This is a genomic window from Dyella sp. (assembly GCF_051954575.1).
GTDB lineage: Bacteria > Pseudomonadota > Gammaproteobacteria > Xanthomonadales > Rhodanobacteraceae > Dyella_B.
This window is the reverse complement of the sequence record NZ_JBQCHP010000080.1, coordinates 108,372-124,824: the sequence shown is the minus strand read 5'-3', so window position 1 is coordinate 124,824 and position 16,453 is coordinate 108,372. Positions and strand designations below refer to the sequence as shown.

Genomic DNA, 16,453 nt, shown 5'->3' with positions numbered 1-16,453 from the left:
TGGATTCCGGCCTTCGCCGGAATGACGATACGCTTTGAATGAAGCTATCGCGTTGCCGCATATAACCGCACACGATAAATCCGCACCTTTTGCGCATCCATGCTGAGCTGTCTTCCCTGGTTGCTCTGGTCGCCGTTCAAGCGTCGCTCGATCTTCCAATCCGCGCCCGAGCGCGACACTTCTTCGATGCTGGCGATACCAGCCACGCGCGCGTCCACATCCGGATCGCGCGTGATGCTGACGGTGAGTCCGCTACCAATGATATAGAACTCATCAGCTGCCGATTCGAGCACCAGCATGGCGCCGTCGTTGCTGAGCAGGCGTTTGTCCGGCCAGGAGCGCGCAAGCGCCGCGGTGAACAGATAACCACCCAGCGCAACGGTCTGCGTCGGCCGCGGACTGGTTGCATGAAGCACGAGGCCACGCGTGCGGTTTTCCGCCTGCGCTTGTGTGAGTTGTTCGCCGAGTTCATCGAGCGCGCCATACACCTGCATCAACAGCGGTGGCGGCGCGTCGTTGTCGCGAGACAGGCTATCGATGCCGAACGGACAGAAGCCGAAAGCCTTGGCTTCGCCATAGGCGTACAGCGCGTTGTACGGAGCGCTCTCTATTTTCGCTTCCGGGATGAATGCCGGATTGCCCAGTGACCGGTAGCGTTGCACCCAATGGGCGAAGTCGGGCCAATAAATGTCCGGCGCGTAAAAGTCGATATGCGTCGCGACAGCTTGATAGACCTGCTGGTAATAGGGATGAGGGCCGCCGCTGGGATACTCGCCTGCGCGTTCGAGCGGCGCCGGAAGCTGGGCGTTCATATACATCGGCAGCGCATACTGCTGCTTGCCTGCGCTGGCCACGGCATCGGCATAGCTGGCGTAGCGCCAGGCCATGAATGCTTCGTCCGCCGCATCGCCGAATACTTCTTTCCAACTGCGTCCTTGTGGGTTGAAGTGGGCCGCGAGTTCGGGTGTCAACGTGCCGCGTTTCGCCGCCAGGGCTTGCACGAGCGATGGTGGCACTTCGCCATCGAAGGCGCGATTGGCCGGTGCCGAGCGATCCCTGCCGTCACCGACCAGGCCTACTTCGTTTTCGACCTGTACCATCAATATCGTCTGCTGTGGATCTGTCGTTCGCACGTGCGCCATCAGCGCAGCGAAGGCATGGCTGTCCAGGCGCAACGTTTCTTCACCGAAGGTCGAAAGAATTTCCAGTGGCGCGCCGTCGACGGCGCGTGCGCGGGGAAAGCGTTGCGTATCGGCTTTTACCCAGGCCGGCGCGTATTCGGAAAAACCGTTCTTCCAGCTGCCGAACCACAGCAGCACCAGATGCATCCGCTGCTGCCGCGCCCCCGCGATCCAGTGGTCGAGCACATGAAAATCAAAGCGACCTTCCACCGGCTCGATCTGTTCCCAGGCCACCGGCATCAAGACTGTGTTCACGTGCAGGTTGGCCAGGCGTGGCAGGATCGCATCGGCTTGCGCTGCAGTGCCGGCAGACGAATTGCCCAGTTCGCCGCCAAGCATGAGATAAGGCTTGCCGTGTACAAGCAATTTGCTGGCGCCGTTTTCCAGCACGACCTTTGGCAATTCGGCCGCAGCGGCGGTAGCCAGCCATGCGAACAGGCTTACGGTAAGCAGGAAACGCTTCATCATGTTACCGGCCTCATCGCTGCGATCAGTGTCCGTGAAACCGATGCCGGCGTACCGTCCGCAAGAGCGGCATAGGCTGCTTGCAAGGCGCGGATAAAGCGCGCGTCCCGCGACAGTGGCGCGGCGAAGACTGTGTCAAGTTGCAGAAAAGCATTCACGTCGCCGACGGCATCGCCGGTGCATGCCAGGCCAACGGTGGCGAGTAAGTCGGCGAGGGGGTCGACCAGCGCGACGCCGTTGCGAGCCTGCCTGCGCACGAATTGCATCCATGCCGCCACTGCAAGGCACAGGTCGCCGATCGGCTTGTCCGCCGCGAGCGCCTCGGCAATGGTGCTGAGCAGGCGCACCGGCAATTTCTGTGACCCATCCCATGCGATCTGCGCCAGGCGATGGCGAATGGCAGGGTTGCGGAAGCGCGCAAGAATTGCGTCGATGTAGGTCGGCGCGTCCAAATGATCAGGCAGGGGGATCGCCGGCGCGATGGCGTCGCGCATCAAGCGTTCCACGAAACCAGCGAGCAGCGACTCCTGCATCGCATCGGCGACCGTTTCCACATTCAGTAGCGAACCGAGGTAGGCCAGGGTAGAGTGCGCGCCGTTGAGCAGGCGCAGCTTGGCGCGGTCGTAGCCGGCGATGTCGTCGCTCAGGGTAGCGCCAGCCAGTTGGAACGGCGGCCGCTGGTTGCAGAAGCGATCCTCGATCACCCATTGCGCATAGGTTTCGCGCTGGACCGGCCACGCATCCCGGCATCGGAGTTCGTTGGCAACATGTTCGCGCAAGGCGTCATCCGTGGCCGGCGTGATGCTGTCGACCATGGAACAGGGGAAGGTCACGTGCGCTTCGATCCAGTTGGCCAGCGCCGGATCGATTCGCCGCGCGTACTGCAGCACGGCGCCGCGCAAGCGACCGCCGTTATCGGCGAGATTGTCGCAACTGAGCACGGAGTATGGAGCCAGTCCAAGCTGCAGGCGCCGACGCAATCCAAGGGTGACATAGCCGATGGCGCTGCGCGGCGATTCGGGATGCGCCAGATCGTGCACGATATCCGGATGCGCGGTGTCCAGATCCTGGCCCGCCAGGCAATAGCCCTTCTCGGTGATCGTAAGCGTCACCAGCCGCACGTCGGGATCGGCCAGGCGCGCGAGCACGGCCGCGGACTCATCGCGCGCGCAGAGCAGTTCGCGGATCGCGCCGATCACGCGCAACCCGGATTGCTCTCCCAGCAACTGCAGCGTGTACAGGCCTTGCTGCGGGCGCAGCGCATCGCGCACCTCGGTGCTGTGAAGGGACACGCCGCAGATCGCCCACTCCGGATGCGCCGCGAGCAGATCGTCGATATAGACAGCCTGATGCGCGCGATGAAAGGCCCCGACACCGATATGCACGATGCCGATGCGCATGTCTTCCAATCGGTAAGCCGGCGTGGCTACGGTGGCCGGCAAGTCCGCCAGCGTCTGTTCGGACAATCGCGGCAAATCGCAAAGCTCGGCCATCAGCGCTTCACCTCGAAGCTGCCTTGCGCCAGAAACGCCAGCATGTCGGCCTCACGCAGCAGATTCACATCGCCTGGAATCGAGTGCTTAAGGCACGCCGCGGTGATCGCGAAATCCAGCATGGCCTGATCCGGCATGCCACGGAACAGGCCGTGCAGCAGACCGGCAGCGAAGGCATCGCCGCCACCGATACGGTCGACCACATGGTCGAGCCGGTGCGTGACCGTGATCAGCACGTGCTCGCGCGTGGCCATCAGGCCGAACAGGTCCTGGTCGTCGACATTCCGGTGCAGGCGCTCGGTGGCAGCGATACGGCGCAAACGCGGCCACGCTGCAAAGGCGGCATCGGCTGCGGCGCGAAAGCGGTCGCCGGCATCGGCTTGTGCGCAGGCCGTACCGAGTATCAATGCAACGTCGCGGTCGTTACCAAAAAGCAGATCGGCTTCGCTGACGATCTCGCGCAGCAGGGCAGGGGCTTGCGACGCGCGCTCCCCCCATAACCTGCTGCGGTAGTTGCAATCGAAAGAGATCGACATGCCCGCATCGCGTGCCGCATGTACAGCAGCCAATGCGGCGTTCGCGGTGATTTCACCCAATGCGAGATTGATGCCCGACAGATGCAGCCATTGCGCACCATCCAGCAGGCGCGGCCAGTCGTAGGCACCCGCAGGCGTGCGTGCGAATACGGAATCGGCGCGGTCGTAGAGCACTTCCGAAGGGCGATGCATAGCGCCGGGCGCGAGGTAGTACACGCCCATGCGTCCTTCCGCATAACGGATGCCGCCGGTGTCCACGCCATGCTTGCGCAATTCGCCCTCGCAAGTGCGGCCGAGCATGTTGTCCGGCAGCGCGCTGACCATCACGCTGCGATGGCCGAGAATGGCCAGCGAGGCAGCCACGTTCGCCTCCGCGCCGCCGAAGTGCACGTTGAAGCGCGGCGATTGCAGCGGAAGTTCGTTTGCTGGCGGCGATAGTCGCATCAGCAGTTCGCCGAACAGAACGATATGGATACCTGCTTGTGATGTGTGATGCATGCTTGTTCCGGTTGCGCTCACTTAAGCCAAGAAGTTTGACGCCTGCCATGATCGGCCCCCTCCCCTACGTGTAGTAGGGGAGGGTTGGGGTGGGGTGAAGCAACCTTGCGATGAGTTCAAACGGTGCGGCAAGCCCCGAACAACCCCACCCCAACCCTCCCCTGCACCCAGGGGAGGGAGCGGATCGCGGCAAACGTCGAGATACACGTTTAAGTAAGCGCTGTTCACGCCTGTTCTCATTGCTGTACGACCATAAAATCTTTCGCCAGCCGAATGTCCGCACTGGACGCCCCGATCTGCACGCGATAGCTGCCCGCATCGACGGCATAGGCATGATGCACGTCGTCGTAATACGTCAGGTCGGTCGCCGGCGATATATCGAAGGTAACGGTCTGCTCTTCACCCGCTTGCAGGTGCAGTCGCCGGAAGCCGCGCAGCTCCTTGTTGACGCGCGCGTGCGGCGCATGTAGCGGCTGCAGATAAAGCTGCACCACTTCGTCGCCGGCGCGTTCGCCGGTGTTCTTCACTTTCAGCGCGATCTTGATGTGATCGCCGGAGCTGGCCTTGCTGCGATCGAGCTGGAGATCCGAATAGGCAAAGTGCGTATACGACAGGCCATAGCCGAACGGATAAAGCGGCTCTCCTTTGAAGTAGCGATAGGTGCGGCCTTCCATGCGGTAATCGTCGAACGCCGGCAGCTTTTCGTCCGCCTTGTAGAAGGTGATCGGCAGGCGACCGGCGGGATCGATATGGCCGAACAATGCATCGGCCACCGCCGTGCCGCCGTCCTGGCCGGGGTACCAGGCGACGAGGATGGCCGGCACGTGCTGCTTGGCCCAGTCGATGGCAAGCGCCGAACCGGTGGTGAGCACCAGCACCACCGGCTTGCCGGTGACTTGCAATGCTTCAAGCAAGCTTTCCTGCGTGGCGGGCAAGCGCAGGTCGGTACGGTCGCCACCGGCGAAGCCGGGATAGCTGACCTTCATTTCCTCACCTTCGAGATCGGCGGTGAGGCCGCCGACAAAGATGATGATGTCCGCCCTGCGCGCGGCTTTCAGCGCCTTTTTGCGATTTGCTGCATGAGCATCGTGGAAGCCCTCGACCAGTTCCGCACCATGCACGTAGGTCACTTCGGCGTGCGGTGCGGCCCGGCGAATGCCTTGCAGAATCGTTGTCGGCGCCTTTGGCGTGCCGTGGTAGTTGCCCAGCAGCGGCGCGACATCGTCGGCGGTCGGGCCGATCACGGCGATGCGGTGTACGTTCGCCGACAACGGCAGCACGCCGTCGTTCTTCAATAGCACGATGGATTCGTCGGCCGCGCGACGCGCCATTGCATCGTGTTGCGAAGACTGATTGACCGAATAAGGCAGGTGCGACCAGGGCACGCGATCGGGTGGGTCGAACATGCCGAGACGCAGGCGCGCCAGCATCAGTTTCTTCAGCGCTTGGTCGATATCGCTTTCCGCAATCAGGCCATCGTGCACGGCTTGCGTAAGCGCGGCGAAGGTCGTGCCGCAGTTGAGATCCATGCCGTTCTTCACCGCCAAGGCAGCGGCCTGTTCGGCGCTCTGCACGATCTTGTGATGTTGATAGATATCTTCCACCGCATCGCAATCGGACACCGTGTAGCCATCGAAACCCCACTGCTTGCGCAATATGTCCTGCAGCAGGCGCGGACTGGCCGAGGCCGATTCGCCGTCCACGCGGTTGTAGGCGCCCATCACCGCATCCACCTTGGCTTCCTGCACCAGGGCACGGAAGGCCGGCAGATAGGTTTCGTAGAGATCGCGTTCGCTGGGGTGCACGTCGAAACGATGGCGCTCCGATTCCGGACCGCTGTGCACGGCGTAGTGCTTGGCGGTGGCGTCGAGCTTGCGGTAGGTCGGATCGTCGCCTTGCATGCCTTGCACGAACGCCACACCCATGCGCGAGGTCAGGAACGGATCTTCGCCATAGGTTTCCTGCCCACGCCCCCAGCGCGGATCGCGAAAGATATTGATATTGGGCGACCAGAACGTAAGCCCTTCATAACGCGCATGCATGCCGCGCCGCTGGAAGTCGTTGTACTTGGCGCGCGCTTCGTCGCTGATGGCGGTGGCGACCTGATGCATCAGTGGCGTATCGAACGTCGCCGCCAAGCCAATGGCCTGTGGAAAAACGGTAGCCTGGCCGGCGCGCGCTACGCCGTGGAGGCCTTCGTTCCACCAGTCGTAGGCGGGGATGCCCAGGCGCGGAATGGCGGGCGCGACGTTTTGCATTTGGGAGATTTTTTCTTCGAGGGTCATGCCTGAGACGAGGTCGGCGGCGCGGTCCGCGAAGCTGTGGTTGGGGTCTTTGTAGATGGCTGTCTGAGACCAGCTCAGTGTGCTCGTGATGAGCATGAGGGTGGCGGCCAGAGCTTTGCTGCGCAGCTTGTTCATGGTCTACCCGATGTCATTCCGGCGAACGCCGGAATCCAGTTTGGAATGTGTCCGAAGGACACGACATTTTTAACTTGAGTGCGGTGCACGACACGTTCGACATGGATTCCGGCCTTCGCCGGAATGACGATTCGTGATGTCGTAGCATGTGCGTAAACATCAATCACCAATCCCACATCGTCCCGTCTTCCAGCCTCGCCACCGGCAACTGCTTGGGCGCATACGGAAACTTCGCCGCCAGCTTTTCGTCGATGTCCACGCCGTGCCCTGGCGCCTCGCCGCAATGCAGTCGGCCAGCGCGGAACACGTAATCGTGCGGAAACACCTCGTTGGTTTCATCGGTATGGAACATGTATTCCTGGATGCCGAAGTTCGGCACCCAGGTGTCGAAATGCAGCGCAGCGCCCATGCACACCGGCGACAAATCCGTAGCGCCGTGGAAACCGGTGCGCACCTGATGCAGCGCTGCGAAATCGGCCAGGCGACGCAAGTGCGTGATGCCGCCGCCATGCACGAGGGTGGTGCGGATGTAATCGATCAGCTGGTTCTCGACCAGATGCTTGCAATCCCAGATCGAATTGAACACTTCGCCCACTGCCAGCGGCGTGGTGGAGTGCTGGCGTATCAGCTCGAACGATTTCTGGTTTTCCGCCGGCGTGGCATCTTCCAGCCAGAACAGGCGGTAAGGTTCCAGGTCGCGAGCCAGCCGCGCGGCTTCGATCGGCGTAAGGCGATGGTGCACGTCGTGCAACAAATGGACGTCGTTGCCATGGTCGGCGCGCAGGCGCTCGAACAGTTGCGGCACGGTCTGGAGATATTTTGGCGTCGACCACACGGTTTCGAGCGGCAGTTCGCTTTCGGCCGGTTCATACGCCTTGCCGCTGGAAATGCCGTAGGCCTTCTTGACGCCGGGCACGCCGCACTGCGCGCGTACCGCGAGAAAGCCTTGTTCGATAAAGCGGCCCACCGCATCGCTCGCCTCGGCGATGTCGCGCCCGTTGGCGTGGCCGTAGACCAGGGCGCCTTCGCGCGAGCGGCCGCCGAGCAATTGGTAGAGCGGCAGGCCGGCGAGCTTGCCCAAGATGTCCCATAGCGCCACGTCCACTGCGGCGATGGCAGTCATGGTGACCGGGCCGCGTCGCCAATACGCGCCGCGGTAAAGGAACTGCCAGATGTCCTCGATGCGCCCTGCATCGCGGCCAATCAGATTCGGTACCACGTGATCTTGCAGATACGACGCGACCGCAAGCTCGCGCCCGTTGAGCGTGGCGTCACCGAGGCCGGTGATGCCGGAACGCGTCTCGATCTTCAGAGTGACGAAGTTGCGGCCGGGGCAGGTGACGATGACGCGGGCGTCGACGATCTCGCGATCGCGATTGGAGCCGTGGGAATTTGCAGATGCAGGGGAAGCGTTCATGGCGTTGTTCACGGATGGGAATGCGAGGAGAGGATGCTCAACTGGAACGGGCCAGCCGGCAGTCCGGCCTGGTCATACAGCGTGCAGATCGGGCTGTCGGCCCAGCAGTAGCGCACGCGTGTCACGCCATCTGCAGACGGTTGTGCATGCAGCACAACCTGGTTGTCGCGGATGTCGGCCATGGCGTAGTAGCACGTGCCAGCTTTGTCGCCGCACAGCTCGAAGCCGATCGGGTGATCGGCGCTATAGGTGATGAGATGTCCTGTGACGTCGTTGAAGTCGAGCGTCACGGAGTCACCGCTTTGTTGTGCCGAGACAGGTGTGGGACCGGAAGCCGGCAACGTTTCACCATAGATGACGTGGCGCGCGGCACGCGCAAGGCGGCGCCCCAGTTCCTGCTTGTTGGCTGGATGGATGTCGTAGCGTTCGCCGATGTCGACGGAAACGGCGAGTCCGGAGTGTTGATCTTCCGCCGCCGCCAATCGCTGCGCTTCACGCACTTCGGCCCAGCCGCTTTCGCCCGGATGCGTCGGCGACGGACCATAGCTCGACAATTGCGCGATCAGCACTGGCAAGTTGGCGCCGAAGCGTTCGCGTTCGTCGGCACGCCACGCTTCCAGCAGTTTGCGGTAGCTGCCTGCATCGCCGGTATTGGACTCGCCCTGGTACCAGAGCTCGCCGTGAAAACCGTAGTGGCCCAATGGCGCGATCATGCCGTTGTAGAGCGTGGTCAAGCCCGATGTCGACTGCCACGGTACGTTCGGCGGCGGGCCATAGGCCAGCGGCACCATTTTGTATTGCCATGCATCCAGCGGTACGCGGGAACCGTCGGCCAGGCGCAATGCACGCTGCGACGCCGGCCCGTAGATGCCGCCATCGCGATAGGTATTGAGCACATTCACGGCGATAAGGTTTTCGCCTTCATGCAGCACGCCCGGCGGTATCGCATAACCACGCACTGTGCCGCTGCCATAGCCGGTGCCGACCCAGCGCCCGTTCACCCAGGTCTGGTCGATTTCGTTGGCGGTAAAGTCGAGTGCGGCGTGCTGCGCCGCTTGCGCCTTGGTCAAGGTGGCGGTGGTGCGATACCACAGCATGCCGGTGAAGTTGGCCAGTTCCGGTTGGCCCCAGTGTTGCCAGGCACCCTTGTCGATTGGCGCATTGAGCCAGCCGGTATCGCTGGAATCGGCGGGATTCCATGGCTCGTCGGTCTTGGCGATGCCTGGGCGGGAACGCCACCATGTCTGCCACACACGGCTCCAATCCTCGCCGGCGCGCGCCGGATTCTTGCGGTATTGGGCAAGCAGATCCAATGACGTGTCATAGCCGCCGACCTTGCGCAGCGCCGCGTCGCTCATCCAGGGCTCGATGCGCGAGCCGCCCCACGCGGCGACGATCAAACCCATCGGTACCGGTACATCTTTCTGCAGTTCGCGCGCAAAGAAATAGCAGGTGGCGGAAAACTCGGCCACGGTGTCCGGCGTTGTCTTCAGCCAGTGATCGGAAGCGGGAATGCCATCCAGCGGCTTGACGCTGCTGACGTTGTCCACCGTCAGCACGCGAATGCGGTCATTGGACGCATCCTGCACTTCCGCGCGCGCATCCAATGCGCGCTTCACCGGCAGCACCATGTTGGATTGGCCGGAACATAGCCACACATCGCCGACCAGCACATCGTGGATGGTCTGCGTCGCGCCGCCGGCCGTGGCGACGGTGAGCGTATACGGGCCGCCGGCGGAATGTGCCGGCAGCGACGCTTGCCAGCGCCCGTTGGCATCGGCTCGCGCGTGGATATCCTGGCCGGCAAAGGAGATGTTCACCGCCTCGCCGGGTTTGGCATGACCCCACACTGGATCGGCCTGATCACGCTGCAGGACGGCATGATCCTGAAAGAGCGGGTTCAATAGAGGCGCCTGCTCGTTCGCGGCCTGCGCCGCCTGCATGCCCAAAAGCAGCAGCGCTACAGCCGCGCTGCGACGTTTCACCTGCGAGAACATACTCACCATGAGGATTGTCCCGGAACGTAAGGGAATGACAGCGATTCGTAGTAAGACAAGGGATGCGGCGGCGCCGTAAGGCCCGGCGGCAGCGGCAGGCCGGAAACTTGCTGGAAATAGGCGATGCAGGCGTCGCGCCACCACTGCGCTTCGCGTTCCTGGATGGCGAGGAAGCTGGCTGCCTTGCGGTAGCGCTCGGCGTCGATATGGCCGTCCAAATGGCGCCACGTTTCGCGCATCCGCTTTACGTCATCCACGCCCTGCGTGTAATGCGCCACCAGTTCGTACCACAGCGTGTGTCCGGAACGCATGCGGTAATCCCAGGGCACATGATGGAACCACAGCAACAGGGTTTCCGGCGTTTTCGCGACGTCGTTGAACTCGGCCGCGACGGGCGGCGCGTATTGATCCACGGCATCGCTGCCGGTGCGCGTGCGATCGAAACCGATGCCCTGGCGATCCGCACGGTGGTAATACGGTGGACGCCAATCGGCGCGCGCCAAGCTGGTGTCCCAGGGGGCAGGGCCGTAGTGGTGGCCAGGCGCCATCAGATGGGCCAGGCCCAGCGGCGTCATGTAGTCGACGGCCGCTTCGCGCGAGCCCATCATCATGTCGACGACGGGTTTGACGAACGCGGCGTCGTTGGTGAAGGTCATCCTGACCCATGTTTCGGCAATGGCCCGCGTGGAAAGCGTCGGGTTCCACGCTAGGCGTCCGAATACAAACCAGTTGGCCTGGTTGAAATCCGAGCCGCACCAATCACGGTCGGTACCGATGTTGGCGACGCCGGCCATGCCGCTCAGCGCATGTGCGTCCATCGTGCCATCGATCACCTTGGCGACGGAGGAGCCGCTGCCCTTGGCCATGGTGTCGGCCGACAGCACTTCTTCATACAGCGGCCCGAGGTAGACCAGGTGCGTGGCGAAACCTAAGTATTCCTTGGTGATCTGGAATTCCATCATCAACGGCGTGTGCGGCATCGCGCCGAACAGCGGGCTGAAGGGTTCGCGCGGCTGGAAGTCGATGGGGCCGTTCTTCACCTGCAACAGCACGTTGGTGCGGAAACGGCCATCAAGCGGTTTGAATTCGCTGTAGGCCTGCTTGGCGCGATCATCCACGCCGTTCTGCGAATAGACGAACGCACGCCACATCACCACGCCGCCGTGCGGCGCGAGCGCATCGGCAAACAGATTGGCGCCGTCCGCGTGTGTGCGTTTGTAGTCCTGCGGGCCGGGCTGGCCTTCGGAATTGGCCTTGACCAGGAAGCCGCCGAAATCGGGAACGAGCTTGTAGATTTCGTCGACCTTCTCCCGCCACCAGCGTTGTACGCCCGGATCGAGCGGATCGGCGGTCTTCAGGCCGCCGATCTCGATCGGGGCACTGAACCGCACGCTGAGGTAGACATGGATGCCATACGGGCGGAATACGGCGGCCAGCGCCGCCATTTTCTTCAGGTACGCCGGCGTGAGGATCGCGGCGTCCGCATTGACGTTGTTGAGCACCACGCCGTTGATGCCGATCGACGCATTGGCGCGTGCGTAATCGATGTAACGTGGCGACGTCCAGTCCGGCAGTTTCCACCAGTCCCAGATCGATGCGCCGGCGTAACCGCGCTCGACGCTGCCGTTGAGATTGTCCCAGTGATCGAGCACGCGCAGCTTGACGTGCGGCGCTTCGCTGATGGCCAGGTGATCGATCGGTTGTGCCGTCTGCAACAACCGCAAAAAATGAAAGCTGCCATACAGCACGCCGATATCATCGTTGCCGACGATGGCGATGGCGGAATGCCCATGCAGCGTCACGCTGCGGATCACATAGCCTTCCTTGCCGAGCTTGGAGGTATCCAGTTTCAACTGCGCGATGAGCGGCGACGATACCGGTGTGCCGGCGATGATTGCGCCATCGCTCGTGACCGTATCCGACAGCGGTGGCGCCGTACCCAGCAAGCCGTGCAGCCCCCGCAACAGTTCCTCCCGGACTGCGGTGCGCGTGGGCGTGGCGGCATCGGCGATCAGTTGCGACGCGTGGCTCCGGTAAAGCTTGATCTGCTCGAAGGGAAGGGGGTGATAGCGCATCCACAGCTCATAGCCATCTTCGGCGCGGGCCTGTGCCATGCCCAATAGCGTGGCGAGCAGCAGCACCGCTATGGCGATAGCGCGGAAAAACCTGCGCCTGGTCGGCCCGTCGCCCGATGCCACTGGTAACGCTAACATATGCAAAAATGCACTCATATCCGGTTTTCAGCTCGGGCCACGCTTGCGTTCTCGATCATGGCCGATTCGCGTGAAAGGAAACGACATTGAACAGGACCAGCAAAAGGTCGGTGCGCCGCAAGGGTGGAGCCGTCACCATCGACGAGGTGGCCGCACTCGCCAAGGTATCGCCGATGACGGTATCGCGCGTCGTCAACGGTCACAGCAAGGTGCGCGATGCGACGCGCGAGCGGGTGATGGAAGCCGTGAACAAGCTCGGCTACGTTCCCAACGCGGCGGCCAGCTCGCTGGCGGCGGCGCAGGATGCGCGCATCGCATTGATCTATACCGACCCCAGCGGTGCCTACTTGCGCGAGCTGTTGATGGGAACCCTGCATGGCGCGGCGCGCTCGGCGGCGCAATTGGTGATTGCCGACTGGGACGAGCTCGGTGCGGGTGCTGAGCGCAAGGCAGCGCGCGCGCTGGCGCGCAAGGTGGCCGGCGTGATCCTGCCGCCGCCCTTGTGCGAATCCAAAACGGTGATCGACGAACTGGTCAAGGCCGGCGTGCACGTGGTAGCGATCGCTTCCGGACGTTTCAATCCCGATATTTCCGGCGTGCGCATCGACGATTTCCTGGCCGGCAAGGAAATCACCGAGTACTTGATCAAAATGGGACACACGCGCATCGCCTGCATCAAGGGCAACCCCAGCCAGACCGCCAGCGTGCGCCGCTTCGAAGGTTATCTGGCCGCTTTGAAGGAAGCGGGCATTCCGCCGGATACGGCCTTGGTCCGGCAAGGCTATTTCACCTACCGTTCCGCGCTGCCGGTGGTGGAAGAGCTGCTCGCCTTGCGCAAGCCGCCTACCGCCATCTTCGCCGGCAACGACGACATGGGCGCGGCGGCGGTATCGGTGGCGCACCGGCGCGGCATCGACGTGCCGCGCGATTTGTCGATCGTCGGTTTCGACGACAGCTCCGCCGCCACCACCGTGTGGCCCGAGCTCACCACCATCCGCCAGCCGATCCTGATGATGGCGGACGCGGCCATCGACATCCTGCTGCGTACCATTCGCCGCAAGGAAAGCGAGCCGCGCGTGGTGGTGCACCAGGTGGTTGCGCACCAGCTGGTGCTGCGCGACTCGGTTGCTCCGTTGCGCGCGGTCGGCAAGAAATCCTAGCGATGAGGCGGGTGGCCGATCGCGCATATCAGCGCATCAGGTATTGGTTGAGCAGGTTCTCGTAACGCTCCTGCTTGCCGCTGCGCCTGACCGGTTCGCCCTGCTCGATGGCCAGCGCGCGCAGGTCGGCGAGGCTCAGCCTGCCTTGTTCGAAATCCTTGCCGGCATCGCGGTCGAAGCTGGCATAGCGTTCGGTGCGCCAGGTTTCCCATGGTGAGCGCGTCAGCAGCGCATGCGCCACTTCCAGGCCGCGTGCAAATGCATCCATGCCTCCGATATGCGCCAGGAACAGATCATCCGCATCGGTGGACTCGCGGCGCACCTTCGCATCGAAATTCAACCCACCGGGCGCGAGCCCGCCCTGGCGAAGCACGACCATCATCGCGCCGACGGTGTCGTACAGATCGGTCGGAAACTGATCGGTATCCCAGCCGTTCTGTGCATTGCCGCGGTTGGCGTCGATGCTGCCGAGCAGGCCATGATCGGACGCCACCTGCAGATCGTGCTCGAAGGTATGCCCCGAAAGCGTGGCGTGGTTGGCCTCGATGTTGAGTTTGAAATCCTGCTCCAGGCCATGCTGCTTGAGAAAACCCGCGACAGTGGCGGAATCGAAATCGTATTGATGCTTCATCGGTTCCATCGGCTTGGGTTCGATCAGGAAATTGCCTTTGAAACCGATGCTGCGGCCGTAATCGCGCGCCATCGTAAGAAATCGCGCGAAGTGATCCAGCTCGCGCTTCATCTGCGTGTTGTGCAGTGATGCATAGCCTTCGCGCCCGCCCCAGAACACGTAGTTTTCACCGCCCAGTTCCACCGTCGCTTCCAGCGCGGCCTTGATCTGTACCGCTGCGCGTGCGACCACCGCGAAATCGGGATTGGTCGCCGCACCGTTCATATAGCGCGGATGGCTGAACAGGTTCGCCGTACCCCACAGCAGCTTGATACCCGTCGTCTGCTGGCGCTGTTTGGCCAGCGCGACCATGTGCTTGAGATTCTTTTCGTACTCGCCGATGCCGTCGGCGTCCGGTGCAAGATCGATATCGTGGAAGCAGTAATAGGGCACGCCCAGCTTGGTGAAGAATTCGAATGCGGCATCGAGTTTGGCTTCGGCGCGCGCTAGCGGCGAGCTGCCAGCATCCCACGGATAGTTGCGCGTTCCCGGCCCGAACGGATCGTGGCCGGCATTGCAGAAGCTGTGCCAGTAACACACGGCGAAGCGCAGATGTTCGGCCATGGTCTTGTCGCCGATGCGCTTGCCGGCATCGTAATGCTTGAACGCAAGCGGGTTGTCCGAATCGCGGCCTTCGAATGGAATGCGGCCGATGCCGGGAAAGAATTCGCGTTTTCCTATGAAAGGCGTGCCCATGAGATTTGCTCTATCCCCAAAATGTTAGCGCTATCATTATCGCAGAGGCATGCGACTGGCAAGCGCGGTGTGGGTGCATAGGTCGTAGGTACTGCTGAGATCAATGGATGTGCGCATGCACGATGTCATGCTGCATTGCGCTAATGGCGAAGACGAAAACGACGGAGAGCAGTGCGACAACAGCGCGAGTGCAAATTTTGCAATGCATCGAAGAATGCATCAAAAGTCACCGGGCCCCGGCGTTCGCCGGGGCGACAATGCTCAAGTGGGAGTCATTGCGTCTGAAGCAGGTGCGCAAGCGGCTACCGATGCTTGGGCTTCAACCGCACATACAGCTGCTTGCGCACCACCGCCACCACTTCGCCCGCAGCCGTCTTGATCGGCACATCGAACCAGTGCAGCACCTTCTCGCCGGCTGCGGCGGCGTGGCGCAGCTCGTCCAGTACCTGGCGTTCGAGCTTGAAATGCGCGTACACATCTTCGCGCCCCGGCGCAACGAAATCGATCGTGCCCGCCTTGTCCCACACAAAGTGGTCTTTGCCCAGGTGATGCAGGATCAGCAGCATCCAGAACGGATCGGCCATCGCAAACAGATTGCCGCCGAATTGCGTGCGCACGTAATTGCGATTCCACGGCCGCAACCGCAACACCACGCGCGCCTCGGTGTAGGCGTCATCCAGGCTCAACACGCGAATGCTGTTGAACAGGAACGGCGGCCACAGGTTGAGCAGGCGGCGGAAGGTGGAGGCGCGCATGGAAAGCTCCAGGTTGAGGAGCTTTCAGCTTGCCATACTTTTGCGTATGGATGATTAGAACAGCAACGACGCCATCCGCCTGCGATACCGCCCCACCAGCTCCGCATCATCCAAGGTATTGAATGCAGCCAGCAGCCGCTTCTTCGCCTGGTTATCGTTCCAGTCGCGGGCTTTTTCGAGGATCAGCAGCCAGTGCTCCAGGCCGCTGGCCGGATCGTTGCCGAGCAGCAGGCGCACACCCAGCAAATCGTGCGCTTCCCAGTCCTGCGGATTGGCGTGGAGGCGTTGTTGCAGCACGTCCAGCGGCGGCGTGCCTTCCAGCGAACGGGCCAGGTCGAGCTGGCTGCGCAGGCGCACGGCGCGGGTATCGGTGGCGAGGTTGGCGGGCAGGGCGTTGAGTTCGGTTTCCGCGGCGGCGGCGTGGCCGGCTTGCGCCAGGGCGGCGGCCAGGTCGAGCCTGAGCTCGGCGCGGTCGGGATGGGCGGCGATCTCCTGTTGCAGGCGATCGATCGTCTGCTCGGGCGATTCGAGCGGCGCTTCTTCGGGCTCCGCTTCGACATCTCCTTCCAGCGGCTGCACATGGCGGGAGAGGAATTGCCGCAACTGGCCTTCGGGCAGGGCGCCGGCGAAGCCGTCCAGGATCTGGCCGTCCTTCACCATGATCACGGTGGGAATGCTGCGGATGCCGAACATGCCGGCCAGTTCCTGGTTCTTGTCCACGTCCACCTTGCCCAGGCGGAAGGCGCCGTTGTATTCGGCGGCGAGCTTTTCCAGCATCGGTCCAAGCGATTTGCACGGGCCGCACCATTCGGCCCAGAAATCCACCAGTACCGGCGTTTCGAGCGACGCTTGCAGCACCTCGGTTTCGAAGTTGTCTTGGTTGACATCGAATGTGTGCAAGGAAGCTGCGGCGTTCACGGTAGGCTCCAGAGGGATGAACCCCACGCACATC

Annotated in this window: 11 protein-coding genes; 1 reads left to right on the top strand and 10 read right to left on the bottom strand. The window is 62.6% G+C overall.

Annotated elements, in window-relative coordinates:
* Positions 1–44: 44 nt before the first annotated feature.
* The 7 genes from ACTHNE_RS11465 to ACTHNE_RS11435 form a co-directional block, all read right to left on the bottom strand.
* Complete coding sequence (locus ACTHNE_RS11465) at positions 45–1,649, bottom strand: GH35 family beta-galactosidase (RefSeq protein WP_440269312.1); 1,605 nt, start codon at positions 1,647–1,649, stop codon at positions 45–47.
* On the bottom strand, positions 1,646–3,139 hold the full coding sequence (locus tag ACTHNE_RS11460; protein WP_440269311.1) for a mannitol dehydrogenase family protein: 1,494 nt from the start codon (positions 3,137–3,139) through the stop codon (positions 1,646–1,648). Before ACTHNE_RS11460 ends, ACTHNE_RS11465 begins: the two co-directional genes overlap by 4 nt.
* Entirely contained in the window at positions 3,139–4,173 is a 1,035-nt protein-coding gene (locus ACTHNE_RS11455) for a sugar kinase (RefSeq protein ID WP_324940729.1), read from the bottom strand. Before ACTHNE_RS11455 ends, ACTHNE_RS11460 begins: the two co-directional genes overlap by 1 nt.
* Positions 4,174–4,409: 236 nt before the next feature.
* On the bottom strand, positions 4,410–6,593 hold the full coding sequence (locus ACTHNE_RS11450) for a glycoside hydrolase family 3 C-terminal domain-containing protein (protein ID WP_414649721.1): 2,184 nt from the start codon (positions 6,591–6,593) through the stop codon (positions 4,410–4,412).
* 163 nt (positions 6,594–6,756) lie between these two features.
* The gene (manD, locus tag ACTHNE_RS11445) at positions 6,757–8,010 is read right to left on the bottom strand and encodes a D-mannonate dehydratase ManD (RefSeq protein ID WP_440269310.1); all 1,254 of its coding nucleotides are present in this window, start codon (positions 8,008–8,010) and stop codon (positions 6,757–6,759) included.
* A gap of 8 nt (positions 8,011–8,018) precedes the next feature.
* A complete protein-coding gene (locus ACTHNE_RS11440; RefSeq protein WP_414649737.1) occupies positions 8,019–10,016 on the bottom strand; it encodes a sialate O-acetylesterase in 1,998 nt (665 codons plus the stop codon).
* Positions 10,010–12,220 (bottom strand): alpha-glucuronidase family glycosyl hydrolase, encoded by a 2,211-nt coding sequence (locus tag ACTHNE_RS11435; protein ID WP_414649738.1) that lies wholly within the window; start codon positions 12,218–12,220, stop codon positions 10,010–10,012. The genes ACTHNE_RS11440 and ACTHNE_RS11435 overlap by 7 nt, the downstream gene beginning before the upstream one ends.
* An 86-nt stretch (positions 12,221–12,306) precedes the next feature.
* Here ACTHNE_RS11435 and ACTHNE_RS11430 point away from each other — a divergent pair, with 86 nt between their 5' ends.
* On the top strand, positions 12,307–13,380 hold the full coding sequence (locus ACTHNE_RS11430; protein WP_324942209.1) for a LacI family DNA-binding transcriptional regulator: 1,074 nt from the start codon (positions 12,307–12,309) through the stop codon (positions 13,378–13,380).
* Between the two features lie 28 nt (positions 13,381–13,408).
* Here the strand turns inward: ACTHNE_RS11430 and xylA are convergent, their stop codons facing one another.
* From xylA to trxA, 3 genes are all read right to left on the bottom strand, one after another.
* Positions 13,409–14,746 carry a xylose isomerase gene (xylA, locus tag ACTHNE_RS11425; RefSeq protein WP_440269309.1) on the bottom strand — a complete coding sequence of 446 codons (1,338 nt, stop codon included), beginning with the start codon at positions 14,744–14,746 and terminating at the stop codon, positions 13,409–13,411.
* A gap of 302 nt (positions 14,747–15,048) precedes the next feature.
* Positions 15,049–15,501, bottom strand: a complete 453-nt coding sequence (locus ACTHNE_RS11420) for a DUF4442 domain-containing protein (RefSeq protein ID WP_440269308.1) — start codon at positions 15,499–15,501, stop codon at positions 15,049–15,051.
* A gap of 54 nt (positions 15,502–15,555) precedes the next feature.
* Complete coding sequence (trxA, locus tag ACTHNE_RS11415) at positions 15,556–16,452, bottom strand: thioredoxin (RefSeq protein ID WP_440269314.1); 897 nt, start codon at positions 16,450–16,452, stop codon at positions 15,556–15,558.
* Position 16,453 lies beyond the last annotated feature (1 nt).

Bases quoted from the DNA above. Each gene is read 5' to 3' on its own strand.
- ACTHNE_RS11450 (WP_414649721.1), bottom strand. From the start codon at position 6,593: ATGAACAAGCTGCGCAGCAAAGCTCTGGCCGCCACCCTCATGCTCATC.
- manD (WP_440269310.1), bottom strand. From the start codon at position 8,010: ATGAACGCTTCCCCTGCATCTGCAAATTCCCACGGCTCCAATCGCGAT.
- ACTHNE_RS11420 (WP_440269308.1), bottom strand. From the start codon at position 15,501: ATGCGCGCCTCCACCTTCCGCCGCCTGCTCAACCTGTGGCCGCCGTTC.
- ACTHNE_RS11440 (WP_414649737.1), bottom strand. From the start codon at position 10,016: ATGGTGAGTATGTTCTCGCAGGTGAAACGTCGCAGCGCGGCTGTAGCG.
- xylA (WP_440269309.1), bottom strand. From the start codon at position 14,746: ATGGGCACGCCTTTCATAGGAAAACGCGAATTCTTTCCCGGCATCGGC.
- ACTHNE_RS11460 (WP_440269311.1), bottom strand. From the start codon at position 3,139: ATGGCCGAGCTTTGCGATTTGCCGCGATTGTCCGAACAGACGCTGGCG.
- ACTHNE_RS11435 (WP_414649738.1), bottom strand. From the start codon at position 12,220: ATGTTAGCGTTACCAGTGGCATCGGGCGACGGGCCGACCAGGCGCAGG.
- ACTHNE_RS11455 (WP_324940729.1), bottom strand. From the start codon at position 4,173: ATGCATCACACATCACAAGCAGGTATCCATATCGTTCTGTTCGGCGAA.
- trxA (WP_440269314.1), bottom strand. From the start codon at position 16,452: ATGTGCGTGGGGTTCATCCCTCTGGAGCCTACCGTGAACGCCGCAGCT.
- ACTHNE_RS11465 (WP_440269312.1), bottom strand. From the start codon at position 1,649: ATGATGAAGCGTTTCCTGCTTACCGTAAGCCTGTTCGCATGGCTGGCT.